This window comes from Dielma fastidiosa (assembly GCF_003475485.1).
Taxonomy (GTDB): Bacteria; Bacillota_I; Bacilli_A; order Erysipelotrichales; family Erysipelotrichaceae; genus Dielma; species Dielma fastidiosa.
Map to the genome: position 1 here is coordinate 66,114 of NZ_QRQL01000006.1, position 18,285 is coordinate 84,398.

Consider the following 18,285-nt stretch of genomic DNA (forward strand, 5'->3'; position numbering starts at 1 on the left):
ACTTGTAAACATCTAAAGGAAGTGAACGTATGGAATATATATTGATAATTATACTTGGCGCCGCAGTTGTATTTGCGGTTATGAAAGTTAAAAAACAGCGTCAGCAAAAGAGTCGGCAGAAGATGCTGAGCGATGAACTGGCACGCTTGAAACAGATGAATGTTGATTTGGATGTGGAAGGCTATATCCGTGAGGAAAAGCGGGCGATGGCTTATCCTGAAAATCGTGAAATTCTGACGACTATGCAGATGAATCTGGTAGCTGCTTATATTAATAATGCTCAGGCTGAGGAAGCGGTCAGCTGTTTAAAGCAGATGGACCCAAGTGTTTTGCCGCTTGATTTTCAGATTCTTTATCATCATAATATGCTGTTTGCTAAATGGATGCAGGATGAACATGCTTTTGGTGAACAATTAGCGGAAAGCTGGCCGCTGCTTGAAAAGCATGTTGATGAGGCACAGTGGAAACCGATTCTTAAAATTATCCAGGTACTGAATGATCTGTATACAAAGAATTACGATGCTGCTCAGCAGCATATTCGTCAGCTGAGCGCACCGAACAGCAATCATGCGGCTTCACTGCAGGATATGCTCTGGGCTGAAATTAATATTCAGACCGGGCAAAAGGGAAAGGCTTTGGCATTGCTTGATAAAATGGCTCAGCGTCAGAATTTCCCAGTCATCACAGTATGGATCAAGCAGAAGCGTATAGAATTAAAGAATAAGGGTGTTAAAGGCGAAGAAACTAAGAGCGAGGTGAGTGAATGAATAAGTATTGTATAATCGCTGGTCTGCAATTTGAAAATCAGACTGATTTTAAGGAAAGCTTTGAAGAGACATGTTCGCTTGCAGAAGCCTGCGGTTATGAGGTGATTGAGACAATGGTTCAGCCAAGGCGAAGCGCTCATCCGTCTACCTTATTTGGCAGCGGCAAGCTGGCTGAACTGCAGACACTGATTCATGAAACAAAGATTGATACATTAATTATCAGCTGTGATATTACGCCGTCACAGATGCGTACATTAAAGGATTTATTCAAAATCCGCATTTTAGACCGCACGGATTTGATTTTGGAGATCTTCGCGTCAAGAGCGCGGACAAAGGAGGCTCGGCTGCAGGTAGAACTGGCAACCTTGAAGCATCAGCTGCCTTATTTGATCCGGACGGTGCAGGAGTTCTCGCGACAGGGCGGTGTCGGCGGTGCCCGCAATAAAGGTGAGGGTGAGAAGCAGCTTGAACTTGACCGCCGTAAGCTGGAAACACGGATTCAGGCATGCAAGCGTGAACTGGACAGCGTTGTTAATAATCGTGATACGATGCGCCGGCGCCGTAAGAAAGCTGGCGTGCCGATGGCCGCTCTGGCTGGTTATACCAACGCCGGCAAATCAACGTTAATGAACGCGCTGCTTGAGCTTTGCGAATCAGATCAAGACAAGCAGGTATTTGTGAAGGATATGGTCTTCGCAACCTTAGATACGACAGTGCGTTCGCTGAATTGGCAGCATCATGAGTTTTTACTCTCTGATACCGTAGGCTTTGTAAGCAATCTGCCTCATGAATTAATCAAGGCATTCCAGTCAACGCTTGAAGAAGTTGTGGAAGCGGATGTAATCCTGCATGTAATCGATGAGTCAAGTCCTCAGCGTGAGGCACAAAAGCAGGTAACGGACAGTACCCTTGAAAAATTAAAAGCTGGTGATAAGCCTATTATTTATGTTCATAATAAATGCGATCTCTGTGAGTTTAAAGCAAATTATGATAATCATATCTATATTAGTGCTGCTAAGGCGCAGGGACTGAATGAATTAATGGATAAGATCAATGAAATTTGTTATGCAGATCATCGCCAGCTAACCGTGCGGATTCCTTATGACAATCAGGAAATGATTCGTCTGATACAGAATAAGCTAACGATATTATCTTGTAAGCAGATGGAAGATGGTTTTCATTATGTGATTGAAACAGTACCGGGTTTTGTGGAATTATTGAAGCCCTATTTAATTGAAGGCAGCTAAGCTGTCTTTTTCTTATTTATGAGCTAAATGTCTACAAAATGCGTCCTGCGGCACTTTGGTATAGTGGTATAGGTGTGGTATAGGTTGGTTTATACCATGTATTTTTAATGGTTTATACCATAAAAAAGATTATATATAAGGAATAAGAAGATATAGAATGTTAAAAAAGTCTATAAAAAGTTAATAAATTGCTTATTTTATAGGGATTTAAAAGAAAAATAGAAAAAATGAAGTTTTTTAATGAAACCCCTTGCATTTTAAAAATAGTGTGTTATTATAAGAGTGTCAACAGGTGGTATATACCAAGTAAAACTAATGGGCTATACCAAGAAAGGAGGAGACAGCATGGTAAATATACTTCTGGTATGTTCGGCTGGCATGTCAACCAGCGCACTGGTTAAGAAAATGGATGAGGCCGCTCAATCCAAAGGAGTTGAAGCCAAGATTTGGGCGGTGGGAGATGCCCAGTCTAAAGAAGATGCCGCCAAGGCTGATATCGTATTGCTTGGCCCGCAGGTTCGTTATCTTGAGAAGAAAATGAATGAGCGTGTCAATCATGAAAAACCGGTAATGGTTATCGATATGGCTGCTTATGGAATGATGAATGGAGCTAAAGTGCTCGATGATGCACTTGCATTATTAAACAAATAAAAAATAAAAGGGAGAAAGAACTATGTTTACATCTTGGATGGAAGAAAAGTTTGTTCCTGTAGCTGCGAAAATCGGCTCACAGAAACACCTCGTCGCTATACGTGACGCATTTATTAGTATCATGCCGATTACAATGGCTGGTTCAATCGCTGTTTTGCTGAATGCAATCGTCAGAGATCTGCCTGCCAAATTTGAATTAAACGGCATTACAGAAGCTTTCCAATGGCTGATTGGTATTAACGGCAATGTTTGGTGGGGAACGCTTGCTACATTGTCAATGGTATTCGCATTCGCTATCGGTTATCAGTTATCAAAGGCTTATGATACAAACCCATTAGCCGGTGGTCTGATTTCATTTGCATCATTTATTATCGCTACTCCTCAGTCAACCGTTGTGGCTTTGGAAGACGGTACGACAATCGGCGCTTGGGGTAACTTAGCTGTTGGTTATCTGGATGCGAAAGGTCTGTTTACCGCATTGATCGTTGGTTTCATCGCTACGATTATCTACGCTAAGATGATGAAGAAAAACATCACTATTAAGCTGCCTGAACAAGTTCCGCCAGCTGTCAGCAAGGCATTTGCTGCAATCATCCCAGGTGTTACGGCAATGTACGCTATCGGTTTGATTACATGGGCATTAGATAAATTTGCTGGAACTTCATTATATGCATTAATTCTTGAATATGTTCAAATGCCATTCCTGTCAATGTCTCAGGGTCTTGGTTCAGTTATTATCATTACCGCTTGTGTTTCTATCTTCTGGTTCTTCGGTCTGCATGGCTCAAACGTGCTGGCACCGGTATTAGATGGTATCTACAAGACAGCATTAGCTGAAAACACAAACATTTACAACGCTACACAGTCTATTTCTGAATTAAAATATATCTGGACTAGAGGTTCATTTGACGCTTATGCATGGATGGGCGGCGCTGGCTGTACAATTGCTTTAATTATCGCAATCTTCATTTTCTCTAAACGTGAAGAAACAAGAGCGGTTGCTAAATTAAGTGCTCCGATGGGTCTGTTTAATATCAACGAACCGGTTGTCTTCGGTCTGCCAATCGTTTTAAATCCAGTTTATCTGATTCCTTGGGTATTAGTACCAACGGTATTGGTTATCATTGCCTATGTTGCAACATCAATCGGCTTAGTGCCGCCGGTATTCTTAGAAGTACCTTGGGTTATGCCGCCAGTATTATATGCTTGGTTCGCTACTGGCTTCAGCTTCTCAGCGGCTCTGCTCGCATTATTCAATCTGGCTGTAGGTATTGCTATCTGGTCTGTCTTTGTAATCATTGCTAACCGGGTTGAAATTAAAGAATAATAATTAAGCAGTGGGGAAGGATTCCTTCCCCCATGCTTTTGGAGGAAAAGGTCATGGAAGGTTTGGAATTAATTTGTTTTCAGATTATCTCTAATGTCGGCGGTGCCCGCAGCTGCTTCATCAACGCTATTCAGGAAGCTAAAGAAGGCCGTTTTGATGAAGCTGAAAAGATGATGGGTGAAGGCGATCAGTTATTTCTTGAGGGACATCACGCGCATGCTAAACTGATTCAGCAGGAAGCCGGCGGCGAAAAAATTGATTTTGCTTTGCTGCTGCTGCATGCTGAGGATCAGCTGATGAGCGCTGAGGGTTTTAAAATCTTGGCTGCTGAATTTATCGACGTATATAAACGTTTGAAATAGAGAGGGGTGAATAAGATGATTTGTGTTTCATGCCCAATTAAACAAGATTTTATTATTGAACAGCTGGAAAAATATGAGGGTGAGGACTGTCAGTTTAAATTTGTAGAAAAAAAGGGGATTAAAATGAAGTTTTCTGTTAATATAGAAGATAAGGAAAAGGCGATTGCTGCTGCGAAACGCATTATTAAGGCAACGGAAATCGGTTCTGTTTTATATTTTCAAGTAACAGAGGAATAGGGTGATACAATGAAGAACTGGACAATCTTTTTATTAAGTCTTGGCTTTTTGCTGATTGCGTTATCACCAACTGTAGAATTTTCTGCTTCACTTATGACAAGCGGAATAGTTCTGGTAGTTGGTTCAGCTTATATGCTTTATAGGAAAAGAGGGAAGTAAGATGGAAGTCAAACGAATCGTACATGGAGATATTAAAGCCTATTTCAAGGTTTTGACAGACTCTTTGCTAAGTGATTATAATGCTGCCATGCAGGCAGAGTATACCAGCGATGTATTGAAGAGCGGTCTTACTTATCAGAAAAAGCTGCGCAACAGTTTTGGCAATGAGGGAACGGTGAGTGTCAGTATTGACCGGTTTGAAGAGAATCATTATGCCGCCAGCTTTAAAAGTGCCCAGGGAATCAATCAATTATCTTATGATTTAGAGCCTTTAGATAATCAGCAATTTGAGGTGACGTATAAGGAAGATTTTTTCTCAGAATCAAAGAGTAAAAGTCTGAATTATTCAATTATGTCAAAATTATATAAACGTTCCAGTAAAAAGAAAATGAATCTCATGCTGGATGCGATTGAAAAAATGATACAGGAATGAGAATGGGAGCATTCTCATTTTTACTAGGAGGAACAACTATGGCAAGATTAGGAATTTCAGTTTATCCTGAACATTCATCAATGGAAGAAATTCAAGAGTATATCAGTTTGGCAGCCCGCTACGGCTTTAAACGCATTTTCAGCTGTCTGCTTAGTGTGGGGGAACGCAGCCGTGAAGAGATTATTGAAGAATATTCAAAAATGATCGCTGCTGCTCATGAACATGGTATGGAAGTTATTTTAGATGTAGCGCCGTTTGTCTTTGAACGCTTGGGTATTACTTATAAAGATTTATCGTTTTTCACAGCATTAAATGTAGATGGTATCCGTCTTGATGAGGGCTTTGATGGTTTAAAGGAAAGCTTGATGAGCTATAATAAAGAGCGGTTGAAGATAGAAATCAATGCCAGCTTTGGTAATGGTTATATTGCTAATATTATGAGTCATTATCCGAATAAAGATGGTTTAATTACATGTCACAATTTTTATCCGCAGAAGTATACCGGACTATCGCTGAAACATTTCAATCACTGCAATGAAGATATTAAGAAGCAGGGATTGAAAATTGCGGCTTTTGTTTCTTCACAGAAGCGTGATACGTTTGGCCCTTGGCCGGTAAATGAAGGCTTATGTACTTTGGAAATGCATCGTGAGCTGCCGATTGATGTGCAGGTACGGCATCTGTTTGCGACGCGTCAGGTGGATGATGTAATCATTGCCAACGCTTTTGCCAGTGAAGAGGAGCTGCGTATTTGTTCAATGATTGATCCAGCCCTGCTGACCTTCAGTATCGACTTTGAAAAGAAATTGAATCCGACCGAATATAAGGTTATTTATGAACATGAGCATTTTGTCCGCGGTGATATGAGTGAATATATGGCACGTTCTACAATGCCAAGAGTTACTTATGCGGCGGAAAGTGTGCCAGCGGCTAATACCCGTGATTTAAAACGCGGTGATGTAATTGTCATTAATGATAACTATTCACGGTATAAAGGTGAACTGCAGATTATCTTAAAAGATATGCCAAATGACGGACGCCGCAATGTGGTGGGCAGAATTCCTGATAATGAGTCAATGCTGCTGGATTATATTCAGCCATGGATTCCTTTCGCATTCATGAAAAAAGATTAGAGTCTTGTTTTTTTGTGGACTATACCATATAATTATGGGAGAAAGCAAAAGGAGTGATACTTGTGGCAGCACCCATTTATCTGCAGATAAAAGATCAGATGATTGAAGAGATACAGCAGCTTAGCGCCAATGCGCCAATTCTCAGTGAACGCGATCTTGCAGTTAAATATAACGCGAGCCGCATGACCGTACGCAAGGCTGTAAATGAATTGGTTGATGAGGGTTATTTGTACCGGGATTCCAATAAAGGCACCTTTGTAGCGGATGAAAGACTGCATAAGCGCAATACTTCAGTAGACCCTTTTGCGGAAGAGCGGCCGATCAAGTATAAGATTCTATATTTTGATATCAAGGCGACCTCTTCCAAAGATGTCCAGGATCGTTTATTTATCTCATCAGAGGAATCGGTTTTAAGAATTGTTCGGGTGGCAATGTTTGAGGAACGTCCTCAATCGATTGAGGAAATCTATTTTCCGCGTTTAAGCATTCCTGATGAGGATCTGGGTAATTTTAAAAAGCTGCTTGATTTTAATTCATACATTGCGCATGGCAGCTTGTCACAGACCTTTGTGCCGATCATTGTACCGCCGCAGTATGCGCATCTTCTTAAGCTTAAAATTAATACGCCGATTATTCTTGTGGAGAACGTGATTACCAGCAAGAACGGCAAGCCCTTATTATATATGAAGGTATTCAATAACCCTAATGAAAAGGTTATTGAAATGACATTATAACGATAACTTAAGACAGTCAGACATCTGGCTGTTTTTTCATTCAAGGCTGCCTTTGTGTGGTATAATTAAATAGGATTTAAAGTTGTGTCAGAAATGATTTGATGACAATTTATTCTCTGAAAGGTGGTGGTTTTATGAGTCCGGATAGTCAAAACGATGGTTATGAGCGAGTCAGGAACATGATTCCACGATTGGAAGGAGAAGATTATGGAAGAAATCAAAAAATTATTAGAAGCAAAGCAGTTTAAACAGTTGAGAAAATATCTCTCGGAGATGAATATAGCCGATATTGCGGAAATCTTGGATGAGCTTGAAGATGAGGAAATGCTGAAGCTGTTTCGCATTTTGCCTAAAGATGCGGCCGCCGATGTATTTTCATATTTAGAGGTAGCCAGTCAGCAGTTTATTATTACATCCTTAAGTGACCGTGAAGCGGCAACGATTATCGATAATCTGATGGCTGATGATGCCACTGATTTTTTGGAGGAAATGCCGGCAAATATCGTGAAAAAGCTGCTGACCAATGCCAGTGCGGAAACGCGAAGGGATATTAATCATTTATTGCGTTATCCTGAATATTCGGCAGGCAGTATCATGACCGTTGAATATATTGATCTGAAGGAGAGTCTGACGGTCGCGCAGGCTATTGAGCGTATCCGCCGCAAGGGATTGGACAGTGAAACAATCAATATTTGTTATGTGCTGGATCATGAACGCAAGCTTTTAGGCACAGCGGCTTTGCGCTACCTCTTATTGAGCCGTCCAGATCAGACAATCGGTGATATTATGCATGAGAACGTTATTGCCATTCATACGCTGATGGATCAGGAAGAGGTTGCCGCGCAATTTAAAAAGTATGACTTTACCGCAATGCCGGTAGTTGATAATGAAAATCGGATGGTTGGGATTATCACAGTCGATGATATCGTTGATATTATTGATGAAGAAACGACAGAGGATATTGAAAAGATGGCTGCCATCATGCCGTCTGATAAACCTTATATGTATACTGGCATTTTTGAAACTTATAAAAAACGTATCCCATGGCTGTTGCTGCTGATGGTGTCGGCAACCTTTACCGGTCAGGTAATCAAAAGCTTTGAAGACGCGCTCAGTGTCTGTACAGTGCTGACCTTATTTATACCGATGCTGATGGATACGGGCGGCAATGCCGGCGGACAAGCCAGTGTTACTGTAATCCGTGGATTATCGTTAGGTGAAATTGAATACAGTGATGTGTTTGGCATCATCTGGAAGGAACTGCGAGTGGCGCTTTTATGCGGCGGCACACTGGCTGCGGCTAACTTTGTCAAGCTGATGCTGATCGATCAGGTAGGCATGAGTGTTGCGTTAGTTGTATGCCTGACTTTAGTGATTACCGTAATCATGGCGAAGCTCATCGGCTGTACCTTGCCGATCTTGGCTAAAAAAGTAGGTTTTGACCCTGCCGTTATGGCCAGCCCATTCATTACGACAATCGTTGATGCATTGTCCTTGATCGTGTATTTCCAGATTGCCACCCATTTATTGGGGTTGTAGAAATTAAAACCAAGTTATGCATGCCGCATAGCTTTTTTTATGAAGTTTGTGAAAAAGATCGGTTTCATAACGTTGAATTAGTTTATGATAACACTTACATTTTGACTTTTAAGACGCGCTTTTCCACTAGGGGCTGAAAGCAAGGCAAAGCAATGAAAAAGCTTCACAAACAGCTGCGTAATTTTTTCACAAAATCCTCTCGAACATTAAGAAAAGGCTTTCATATCAGGCTTTTTGATGAATTGTAAAATTGATAACGGTTACATTAAAATAAATGTGAATTTGTTAACAAAAGTGCTTGCAAACGTCATTTTCTTGTGTTAACCTATGTGTGTGAAAGAAATCACAATAAGGTTTGGAGGAAAAAATATGGCAAACGAAAAACAAAAAGAAGTAGAAAATGTTCAAGCTGTCAGCCCGGCAGTTGCTGAAGTAAATCGTTTAGTAGAGAACGGTTTGAAGGCACTCGATGAATTCATGCTGCTGGATCAAGATCAAGTTGATTATATCGTAGCGAAGGCATCAGTTGCTGCACTGGATCAGCATGGTGTGCTGGCATTGGCCGCAATCGAAGAAACCGGCCGTGGTGTGTTTGAAGATAAGGCAACAAAGAATTTATTCGCCTGTGAGCATGTTGTCAACAATATGCGTCATACCAAAACAGTAGGCATCATTTCTGAAAATGATGTTACCGGCATTACTGAAGTAGCGGAACCGGTAGGTGTTGTCTGCGGTATCGTACCGACAACCAACCCAACCTCAACAGCAATCTTCAAAAGCTTAATCTGTTTGAAGACAAGAAATCCAATCGTGTTCAGCTTCCACCCATCTGCTGTTAAATGTTCAATTCAAGCAGCAAAGGTTGTCTATGATGCAGCTGTTGCGGCGGGTGCTCCTAAGAACTGCATTCAGTGGATTGAAAAACCTTCAATGGAAGGTACAAACGCTTTAATGAATCATCCAGGTATTTCTACAATCTTGGCAACTGGCGGCAACGCAATGGTTAAAGCTGCTTACTCATGCGGTAAACCAGCATTAGGTGTTGGTGCCGGCAACGTACCTGCTTATGTAGAAAAATCATGTAATATCCGTCAGGCTGCTAATGATATCGTGTTATCAAAGGCCTTTGACAATGGTATGATCTGTGCTTCTGAATCGGCTGCCATAATCGATAAAGAAATCTATGATGAATTCCTGAAGGAAATGAAAACTTTCGGAGTTTACATGGCTAATAAGAAAGAAAAAGAATTGCTTGAAAAATATATCTTCGGTGTAACAGCTTATTCAGCAGATGTTGATAAAGCTAAAATGAATCCGAATCAGGTTGGTAAATCTGCAAAATGGATTGCGGAACAAGCGGGCTTCAAGGTTCCTGAAAATACCGTCATTATCTTAGCAGAATGTAAAGAAGTAGGTCCTAATGAACCGCTGACTCGTGAGAAGTTATCACCGGTATTAGCAGTATTGAAATCAACAACTACTGAAGAAGGTATGAAGATGGCTGAGCAGATGGTTGAGTTTAACGGTCTGGGACATTCAGCTGCAATCCATACATCTGATGATGCGATTGCGAAAGAATTCGGCAAACGTATGAAAGCAATCCGTATTATCTGGAATTCACCGTCTACTTTCGGCGGTATCGGTAATGTATACAACGCCTTCCTCCCATCATTAACACTTGGCTGCGGATCTTATGGACATAACTCGGTTGGCAACAACGTAAGTGCCATTAACCTGATCAATATCAAGAAACTGGGGAGACGTAAAAACAATATGCAATGGTTCAAAGTACCTTCTAAGATTTATTTCGAAAGAGATTCAATTGAGTATTTGAGACAAATGAGAGAAATGGAACGTGTCTATATTGTTACTGACCGTTCAATGGTTGATTTAGGTTATGTAAATAAGGTCACTGATCAGCTGAACCTGCGCCGTAATAAAGTTCAATATCAATTATTCTGCGATGTTGAGCCAGATCCATCAATCGCAACAGTACAGCGCGGTGTTGAAATCATGAGAGCCTTCCAGCCGGATACGATTATCGCATTAGGCGGCGGTTCATGTATGGATGCTGCTAAGGGTATGTGGCTGTTCTATGAAAATCCTGAAGTTAACTTCGATGATCTGAAACAAAAATTCATCGATATCCGTAAACGTGCCTTCCGTTATCCGGAATTAGGCAAGAAATCAAAACTGGTTTGTATCCCAACAACCTCTGGTACAGGTTCAGAAGTAACACCATTTGCGGTTATCTCTGATAAGATTGCCAACAAGAAATATCCGCTGGCTGATTACTCACTGACACCAACAATCGCGATTGTTGACCCAGCTCTGACAATGAATCTGCCGCGTTCAATTACGGCAGATACCGGTATGGACGTATTAACTCATGCTACTGAGGCTTATGTTTCTACATTGGCTAATGATTATACAGATGGTTTATGCTTACAGGCAATTAAGATCGTGTTCAAATATCTGCTGCGCGCAGTAAATAATGGGGCTAATGATCCAGAAGCACGTGAAAAGATGCATAATGCTTCTTGTATCGCAGGTATGGCATTCGCCAACGCATTCCTGGGTGTTAACCACTCCATCGCTCATAAGATCGGTGCCGAATTCCATGTTCCGCATGGCCGTGCCAATGCGATTCTGCTGCCGCATGTAATCCGCTACAATGGTACAAAACCGCAGAAAAACAGCTTATGGCCGAAGTACAATTACTATCGTGCTGATGAAAGATATGCAGAAATCGCTCAAATGCTCGGTCTGCCTGCATCCACTGTTGAAGAGGGTGTCGCATCTTATGCGAAAGCTTGCGCAGATTTAGGTAAAGCATGCGGTATCAAGATGAACTTTGCTGAACAGGGTATTGATGAAAAAGATTGGAAAGACAGAGAAAGAAGAATTGCTCTGCTTGCTTATGAAGATCAGTGCTCACCGGCAAATCCGCGTCTGCCAATGATCGAGGATATGATTGATATTCTTGAAAAAGCATATAAAGGCAACTAATTTAGTAAATGATGATAAAACACAGGATGCTTCTTCCTGTGTTTTTCTTTATCCTAAATGGCGTATTCAATTATTTTAGTATTGATTAAAGATTTGTTATAATAAGGTAAATGGAGGATCAGCTATGAAACGATATACGGTAGGACAGATGGCTAAGGCAATGGGCGTTTCACCGCAGACACTGCGTCACTATGAGGAGATGGGATTGGTAGAAGCGCAGCGGAATGAACAGAATCAGTATCGTGAATTTTCGATGCGTGATAATAAAATATTAATGCAGACGGCATTATACCGCTCAATGGGCTTTTCTTTAAAAGAGATTCGCTCTTTATTTAAGGAATATCAAGATGAAGCGGTACAGGCAGCTTTTGATCGGCGCATCGATGAGGTTGATCAGCAGATTGCTCAGCTCCAGCTGTTAAAGGTTGAACTAAAGGAGTATGCGGATTCGATAGAGACGGCGCTGAAACACACAGGGGAATGTTGGATTGATGAGCAGGATAAGGAGTTTTATGGAGTCTTGAAAAAGGGCAGCGGTCTGGGGCTTGAGTCAGAGGATGGCGATGAATTGCTTGAATTTCAGAAAAAGGCACCGCATATCCGTCAAGGCTTTAAGATATCATTAAAGCGTGTTCTTGAACCCACTCATGCTTTTGATTTTCAATATGGCGTTTTTCTCAAAAAGGAATGGGCAGAAACACATTGTCCAATTCATGAAATCGAAAATCACAAGATCACACTGAAAGCACCGCTGGCCCATCAGATATTGGAGACATCAACCTTTTCATCAACAGTGTTTCAGCCTTTGCTGGCCTATGCTGATGAACATGGATATGAGGCAGCCGGTGATTTTTATGGCATTGCTCTGTATATGAACTATGTTGAAGAAGATAAGAATTATTTTGAACTTTTCTTGCCGCTGAAAAAGAAGTAAATGCTAATACATTAACAATCACTCTTGACCTTAAAACAGTTGTAAGGTTTATCCTTAAATGGTAACAGGAGGATTAAGGATGAAAAAAGTTTTATGTCTGCTCATGTCGGCAATGATGGCATTGTCACTGAGCGCGTGTACAAAGGAAAATGCCGAGGGTATTTATACACCGGGAACTTATACCGGCGAAGCACAGGGGTTCGGCGGAACGGTAAGTGTTACGGTTACAACAGATGCTGATAGTATTACCGAGGTAACGATTGAAGGCAGTGATGAAACACCAAACATCGGCGGTGCTGCTTTGGAAACTCTGATTGAACAAATCAAGACAGCACAGAATAGTGAGATTGATGGTGTGTCTGGCGCAACGATGACTAGCAATGCGGTAAAGGCGGCTTTAAAACAAGCCTTGGATCAGGCAATGGGTGTTGTCAGTGAACAAACAGCGTTGAATGATGGTACATATTCAGTGAAGAGTACGGGTTACAGCTGGACTGGCATGATCAGTGCTGATGTGACAATCAAGGATAATAAGATCAGTGCGATTACGATTACTGAGGAGCATGAATCAGAGACTGGTGAAATTGCCCAGACTGCTTTTGATCTTATGATTGATCGTCTGATTGAAAATCAAAGTCTGGCAACTGATACAATCAGCGGTGCTACCACGACATCCAATGCGATCCGTGATTTAGTATCCCAGGCAATCGTGTTAGCTGGCGGTGATCCTGCCCAATGGCAGAAGGCTGTGGAAAAGAAAAGTGATACAGTTAAGCTGGAAGGCTATGACGTTATTGTTGTCGGTCTTGGCGGTTCCGGTATTTTATCTTATTGTGCGGCTGCAGATACGGGTGCGAATGTATTCGGTATTGAAAAAGCAGCAAAACTGGGCGGTCAGTCAGCAACTACTACTGGGCCGATGGTTATTAATTCAAAATCAGCGGTTTATGAGGATGTAACTTTCGCTAATCCAGACGATGTTTATAACACATGGATCGACTATGTTGAAAGTGACGCGAAAGCGGATATTATTCATGAAGCTGTTTATAACAGCGGTACTTATCTTGATTATTATATGGAGAACTTTGGCTTTGAATTTGCCGGTATGATCATGAGCTTTGCGAAACCGGAATGGTCACAGTTCTGGACACGTTATGTTGGTGAGGATGGCAAAGCCAATATCTTTGGTCCGCAAAAGACCAATCAATTTGACCGGGCCATGGAAAAAGCCGCGGCATTGAACGATAAAAATGGTTATCAGCTTGAAACAACGGCAGAAGAATTGCTTTATGACGGTGATAAGATTGTCGGTGTAAAAGCTGTTGGTTATGACGGTACGACTTATGAAATCTATGGTGATTCTGTAATTCTGGCAACCGGCGGTTATATCGGTGATGCAAAGATGGTTGAGGAAAACTGGGGCACGATGCCTAATACGGTTGCGGCTACGATCAATGACGGTGCTGGTATTAAGATGGGGCAGGCTGCCGGCGGTACAACTTACATGATGGCAGTAGCACCGATGATTCATATTCTTCAAGTGCCGAATATGATTAAGAATGATGATTTAAGTGCTGATCAGAAGGCTGTATTATCTGCTTTAGCTTTAGTGAAAGGTGAAAAAGCCGTAACCATTCATGGTGAGGACTTAGATCCAACCTTAACGGAAGCGATGATTCCAGGCTATAAATATTATAATGTTTATACTGAAGATCAAATCAATGAGTTTAAAACTGTAGGCTTCAGCGAAAATTTTGCAAGTGCTACATCGATGTTTATGGGACAGGGCGGCAGCTTTACCGTAGGTACGCCGATTGCTGATCTGGATACAATACTTGAAGTTGGCATGCAGTACAACAATGTGCTGAAGGCATCATCAATCAGTGATTTAGCGGCGCAGATCGGTTGTGATGAAGCCGTTTTATCAGCGACCTTAGGCGGTAATGAAACAACATATTATGCCGTAATTTGTTCCGGCTATACCTATGGTACGGTTGGCGGACTTGATGTGGATGTCAACATGAATGTTCTTCGTGCTGACGGTACACCGATTGAAAATCTGTTTGCGGTAGGTACAGATTCAATGGGTGTTGAAAATATCGAAGGTAAACCATATACTCCTTGGGGTGGACAGGCTCAGTCTTGGACCTTTGTTTCTGGTTATCTTGGCGGTCACGCGGCTGCGGAATACGGTTTAACTAAATAACTCAATAATTAACAAATGCTGCAAGTGTTCAGTGAATCTGGATGCCTGCGGCTTTTTGTTATATTTGTGACGGTCATGTATATCGAAACCTTATTTTGTTATACTATCGATAATGAATAGGAGTGATTATATGGAAGGCAAAATCAGCTTAAATTTGGCAATGAGCTTAGATGGTTATATCTGTGATGAAAATGGCGGTTATCAATGGATTCATGGGGACGGCACTCATGAGCTTAAATCAGCGTCAAAGTGGTCACATGAAGAGTATCTGAAAGAAATTGATCTGGTGGTTATGGGACGGCGCTGTTATGAACAGGGAATGCATCTGGAATTCAACGATAAAGAGGTTTGGATTGCGACCTCAAAACCGTTACCTGCAAGTGAAGGATTGCATGCAGCAGGTAAAGAGCTGTGCAGCCAGGTGCTTGATGAGAAGCAAAAAGGCCGCAATATATATTTGTATGGCGGCGGTGTAACAATTGATCCTTTTATCAAACAAGATTTAATTGATGAATATATCATCGGCATTATTCCGGTGATTCTTGGCTGCGGCAAACCACTTTTCCTGGGTAATAATTTCACCATTGAATTGAGGTTAAAAGATTGTATCTATGAAGAAGGAATCGTAATCCTTCGTTATGTACGTCATTAAAGAGGATTAACAATTAAAAGTTATGAATTCTATTTTATTCAATCATCACCGATTCGGTTAGAACCGAATAAAAACGTGTAAAATAAAACATGATCAACATTCGGCTGATAAAAACAAGCAGGTCAGCGGCTGAATATAATCATCTGTTAATGATATGCAGAAGCTTTGATGCCAATAACTCTGACATCAAGGCTTTTTTGCGTAAATGAATGTATAAATTAGTTTTGAACACATTAATAAAACTTTTTGTTAACTTTTCCTTGCCAAGCTTTAATTTATAATAAAAGTATCAAAAAAGGATGGTAACAAATGGAACCCTATAAAATGCTGAATGAAAAAGCGGCACAGATCAGAAGATTAGCATTGGAATCAATTTATCTGGCGCAAAGCGGTCATCCGGGCGGTTCACTTTCAATCGCGGAACTGCTTTCGGTACTCTATTTTGATGTGATGGCAATCGATCCTTTAAAACCGGATTGGGCTGAGCGTGATCGTTTTGTCTTATCGAAAGGGCATTGTGCCCCCGCTTATTATGCGGCTTTAGCCCTTCGCGGTTATTTTGAGGCAGAAGCGCTGAAGCAGCTGCGCAAAGGCAGGGATACACTTCAGGGGCATCCGTCAATGACTAAGACCCGCGGTGTCGATGCTACAACTGGTTCACTGGGACAGGGCTTATCGATCGCAAACGGAATGGCTCTTTATGCAAAACGCAGTCAAATGAAGCAGCGAATCTATTGCTTATGCGGTGACGGCGAGATTCAGGAAGGTCAAATTTGGGAAGCGGCCATGACCAGCGCGCATTATGAGCTGAATAATCTGGTGTTGTTTGTGGATGCGAATGGTTTGCAGATTGACGGTTTAGTGAGTGAAGTGATGAATGACGCACCGATTGGAGAAAAGTTTAAGGCTTTTAATTGGCAGACCTATGAGATTAACGGCCATGATGTAAAGGCCATAAGCTCCTTGCTTAAAGATTTAAAAGAAGAACAGATAAAGCCTGTCTGCATCGTATTAAATACCGTTAAGGGAAAGGGTGTGTCCTTTATGGAAAATCAGGCTGCTTGGCATGGCGGCGCGCCGAATCGTGAACAGTATGAACAAGCATGCAAAGAACTTGCGGTTGGAGGTACTTATGAATAAATGCGCGAATCGTATAACCTATGGGAAGACCTTGGTACAACTGGCGGCAGATAATGAGTTCTATGTGATGGATGCCGATTTATCAAAGGCAACAGGAACCAAGGCATTCGCGAATGCTTATCCTCAGCGTTTTATCAATATGGGAATTGCGGAACAGGATCTGATGGCAACGGCTGCCGGCATCGCAAGCTGCGGTGTACCGGTATTCGCGTCAACCTTCGCCATGTTTGGCGCTGGCCGAGCCTATGAACAGATTCGCAACAGTATTGCTTATCCGCGTGCCAATGTGAAAATTGTCTGTTCTCATGCCGGTGTGCTGATCGGCGAGGATGGTGCTTCCCATCAGTGCATTGAAGATCTTTCACTGATGCGTACACTTCCCGGCATGACGGTTCTTGCGCCATGCGACAGTGCCGAAACAGCCAAGGCATTAGCCGCCGCATTGAAATTGAATGGCCCATGTTACATACGCTTCGGCCGTCAGGAAGTAGATCAAATCTATGATGATACTTTAGATTATCAAATTGGCAAATCTTTCCTGCTGAGAAAAGGCGGCGATGTCAGTATCATTGCATGTGGAGAGCTTGTCCAAAACGCCCTGCAGGCAGCGTCATTATTAAGTGAAAAAGGCATCGAAGCCGCGGTTATCGATATGCATACCATTAAACCGCTGGATGAAGCACAGATCAATGAATGCATTGATCAGGGCAGTCTGCTTGTCGGCGTAGAAGATCACAGTGTTATCGGCGGCTTATCGAGTGCGATTGCGGAAGTCATTGCCCAGCGCGGTAAAGGCCGTCTGTTACGAATTGGCATTCAGGATGAATTTGGCTGTTCAGGCAATGCTGACTATCTTGCCAAGCTTTATCGCTTAACCCCCGAAGCGATTGCGGAAACGATTCAAAAGGAGCTGAAAGTATGAAACATATCATTGTCAATCTAAAACGTTTTGATATTCCTAAAGCCTATCATGGTGTTTCAGAGTGTGAACCGTCAGCCTATATTGATACGATTCTTTTACCATTAGTTGAACCATTAAAAAAATATCCAGATCTGTCTTTTACCATTTATCCCCCGGAAGCTTATTTGATCCGTGCCTGTGAATTAGTTAAAGAGAGTCCTAACATCCGTATCGGCTGTCAAGCCAATCATTATGAGGATGTCAGCAAGGAGGGGAATTTCGGTGCATTTACCAGTTTAAGACCCGCCAGCGCGATGAAGGCAATCGGTGCGCAAAGCAGCCTGATCGGCCATTTTGAGGAACGCAGGCATCTGAATACTTTATATCAGCTGGCAGGTGTGAATGATCCAATCATCGTAAATCAAGTATTAAATAAAGAAATTCAGCTGGCTCAAAAACAGGGCATGGATGTCTGTTACTGCATCGGTGAAGCGGCAGAGCAGCTTGCGCAGTGGGATGAAGTATTGCTTCAGCAGCTGTCAATCGGCTTGGCAGGCGTTGAACATCAGCACGTCATAATCGGTTATGAACCGCTGTGGAGTATTGGCCCGGGCAAACAGCCTGCGGATCAGGCTTATATCGAAAAGGTGATCCGGCTTGTCAAAACCTTTGATCCTGAATTAAGGGTTATCTATGGCGGCGGTGTAAAATTGGCCAACGCAGCGATGCTTGCCGGTATTGAAAGCATGGACGGCGGTTTGATAGGCCTGACTAATTTTCAAGATCACCTCGGTTTTCATCCTGATGAATTTCTGGCCATCATCGAACGTTATCATCAGCATTTGAAGCAATAA

Annotated in this window: 17 protein-coding genes; all 17 read left to right on the forward strand. The window is 42.0% G+C overall.

What is annotated here, in order from left to right:
* Positions 1-29: 29 nt before the first annotated feature.
* Complete coding sequence (locus DWZ33_RS12540) at positions 30-767, forward strand: hypothetical protein (protein WP_118455050.1); 738 nt, start codon at positions 30-32, stop codon at positions 765-767.
* Positions 764-2,014 carry a GTPase HflX gene (hflX, locus tag DWZ33_RS12545; protein ID WP_118455051.1) on the forward strand — a complete coding sequence of 417 codons (1,251 nt, stop codon included), beginning with the start codon at positions 764-766 and terminating at the stop codon, positions 2,012-2,014. Before DWZ33_RS12540 ends, hflX begins: the two co-directional genes overlap by 4 nt.
* A 345-nt stretch (positions 2,015-2,359) precedes the next feature.
* Positions 2,360-2,665, forward strand: coding sequence for a PTS sugar transporter subunit IIB (locus DWZ33_RS12550; RefSeq protein WP_118455052.1), 306 nt, complete (start codon positions 2,360-2,362; stop codon positions 2,663-2,665).
* Positions 2,666-2,687: 22 nt separating this feature from the next.
* Positions 2,688-3,992 carry a PTS sugar transporter subunit IIC gene (locus DWZ33_RS12555; RefSeq protein WP_022936537.1) on the forward strand — a complete coding sequence of 435 codons (1,305 nt, stop codon included), beginning with the start codon at positions 2,688-2,690 and terminating at the stop codon, positions 3,990-3,992.
* A 53-nt stretch (positions 3,993-4,045) separates the two neighbouring features.
* Complete coding sequence (locus tag DWZ33_RS12560) at positions 4,046-4,354, forward strand: PTS sugar transporter subunit IIA (RefSeq protein ID WP_118455053.1); 309 nt, start codon at positions 4,046-4,048, stop codon at positions 4,352-4,354.
* Positions 4,355-4,369: 15 nt separating this feature from the next.
* Positions 4,370-4,591, forward strand: coding sequence for a hypothetical protein (locus DWZ33_RS12565; RefSeq protein ID WP_022936539.1), 222 nt, complete (start codon positions 4,370-4,372; stop codon positions 4,589-4,591).
* A 160-nt stretch (positions 4,592-4,751) separates the two neighbouring features.
* Positions 4,752-5,183, forward strand: coding sequence for a DUF3284 domain-containing protein (locus tag DWZ33_RS12570; RefSeq protein WP_022936541.1), 432 nt, complete (start codon positions 4,752-4,754; stop codon positions 5,181-5,183).
* Between the two features lie 38 nt (positions 5,184-5,221).
* Positions 5,222-6,316, forward strand: a complete 1,095-nt coding sequence (locus DWZ33_RS12575) for a DUF871 domain-containing protein (protein WP_118455054.1) — start codon at positions 5,222-5,224, stop codon at positions 6,314-6,316.
* A gap of 62 nt (positions 6,317-6,378) precedes the next feature.
* A complete protein-coding gene (locus DWZ33_RS12580; RefSeq protein ID WP_022936543.1) occupies positions 6,379-7,050 on the forward strand; it encodes a GntR family transcriptional regulator in 672 nt (223 codons plus the stop codon).
* A 207-nt stretch (positions 7,051-7,257) separates the two neighbouring features.
* Positions 7,258-8,589 carry a magnesium transporter gene (gene mgtE, locus DWZ33_RS12585; protein WP_022936544.1) on the forward strand — a complete coding sequence of 444 codons (1,332 nt, stop codon included), beginning with the start codon at positions 7,258-7,260 and terminating at the stop codon, positions 8,587-8,589.
* Positions 8,590-8,958: 369 nt separating this feature from the next.
* The gene (adhE, locus tag DWZ33_RS12590) at positions 8,959-11,598 is read left to right on the forward strand and encodes a bifunctional acetaldehyde-CoA/alcohol dehydrogenase (protein WP_118455055.1); all 2,640 of its coding nucleotides are present in this window, start codon (positions 8,959-8,961) and stop codon (positions 11,596-11,598) included.
* Between the two features lie 124 nt (positions 11,599-11,722).
* Entirely contained in the window at positions 11,723-12,532 is an 810-nt protein-coding gene (locus tag DWZ33_RS12595; RefSeq protein WP_118455056.1) for a MerR family transcriptional regulator, read from the forward strand.
* Positions 12,533-12,611: 79 nt separating this feature from the next.
* On the forward strand, positions 12,612-14,738 hold the full coding sequence (locus tag DWZ33_RS12600) for an FMN-binding protein (RefSeq protein WP_118455057.1): 2,127 nt from the start codon (positions 12,612-12,614) through the stop codon (positions 14,736-14,738).
* A 130-nt stretch (positions 14,739-14,868) separates the two neighbouring features.
* Complete coding sequence (locus DWZ33_RS12605) at positions 14,869-15,390, forward strand: dihydrofolate reductase family protein (protein ID WP_118455058.1); 522 nt, start codon at positions 14,869-14,871, stop codon at positions 15,388-15,390.
* Between the two features lie 309 nt (positions 15,391-15,699).
* Complete coding sequence (locus tag DWZ33_RS12610) at positions 15,700-16,530, forward strand: transketolase (protein ID WP_220452437.1); 831 nt, start codon at positions 15,700-15,702, stop codon at positions 16,528-16,530.
* Positions 16,523-17,452 (forward strand): transketolase family protein, encoded by a 930-nt coding sequence (locus DWZ33_RS12615; protein WP_022936550.1) that lies wholly within the window; start codon positions 16,523-16,525, stop codon positions 17,450-17,452. Before DWZ33_RS12610 ends, DWZ33_RS12615 begins: the two co-directional genes overlap by 8 nt.
* Entirely contained in the window at positions 17,449-18,285 is an 837-nt protein-coding gene (locus DWZ33_RS12620; RefSeq protein WP_118455059.1) for a triose-phosphate isomerase, read from the forward strand. The genes DWZ33_RS12615 and DWZ33_RS12620 overlap by 4 nt, the downstream gene beginning before the upstream one ends.

Bases quoted from the DNA above. Each gene is read 5' to 3' on its own strand.
- DWZ33_RS12540 (WP_118455050.1), top strand. From the start codon at position 30: ATGGAATATATATTGATAATTATACTTGGCGCCGCAGTTGTATTTGCG.
- DWZ33_RS12560 (WP_118455053.1), top strand. From the start codon at position 4,046: ATGGAAGGTTTGGAATTAATTTGTTTTCAGATTATCTCTAATGTCGGC.
- DWZ33_RS12605 (WP_118455058.1), top strand. From the start codon at position 14,869: ATGGAAGGCAAAATCAGCTTAAATTTGGCAATGAGCTTAGATGGTTAT.
- DWZ33_RS12595 (WP_118455056.1), top strand. From the start codon at position 11,723: ATGAAACGATATACGGTAGGACAGATGGCTAAGGCAATGGGCGTTTCA.
- DWZ33_RS12570 (WP_022936541.1), top strand. From the start codon at position 4,752: ATGGAAGTCAAACGAATCGTACATGGAGATATTAAAGCCTATTTCAAG.
- DWZ33_RS12615 (WP_022936550.1), top strand. From the start codon at position 16,523: ATGAATAAATGCGCGAATCGTATAACCTATGGGAAGACCTTGGTACAA.
- mgtE (WP_022936544.1), top strand. From the start codon at position 7,258: ATGGAAGAAATCAAAAAATTATTAGAAGCAAAGCAGTTTAAACAGTTG.
- adhE (WP_118455055.1), top strand. From the start codon at position 8,959: ATGGCAAACGAAAAACAAAAAGAAGTAGAAAATGTTCAAGCTGTCAGC.
- DWZ33_RS12550 (WP_118455052.1), top strand. From the start codon at position 2,360: ATGGTAAATATACTTCTGGTATGTTCGGCTGGCATGTCAACCAGCGCA.
- hflX (WP_118455051.1), top strand. From the start codon at position 764: ATGAATAAGTATTGTATAATCGCTGGTCTGCAATTTGAAAATCAGACT.
- DWZ33_RS12555 (WP_022936537.1), top strand. From the start codon at position 2,688: ATGTTTACATCTTGGATGGAAGAAAAGTTTGTTCCTGTAGCTGCGAAA.
- DWZ33_RS12565 (WP_022936539.1), top strand. From the start codon at position 4,370: ATGATTTGTGTTTCATGCCCAATTAAACAAGATTTTATTATTGAACAG.
- DWZ33_RS12600 (WP_118455057.1), top strand. From the start codon at position 12,612: ATGAAAAAAGTTTTATGTCTGCTCATGTCGGCAATGATGGCATTGTCA.
- DWZ33_RS12575 (WP_118455054.1), top strand. From the start codon at position 5,222: ATGGCAAGATTAGGAATTTCAGTTTATCCTGAACATTCATCAATGGAA.
- DWZ33_RS12620 (WP_118455059.1), top strand. From the start codon at position 17,449: ATGAAACATATCATTGTCAATCTAAAACGTTTTGATATTCCTAAAGCC.
- DWZ33_RS12610 (WP_220452437.1), top strand. From the start codon at position 15,700: ATGGAACCCTATAAAATGCTGAATGAAAAAGCGGCACAGATCAGAAGA.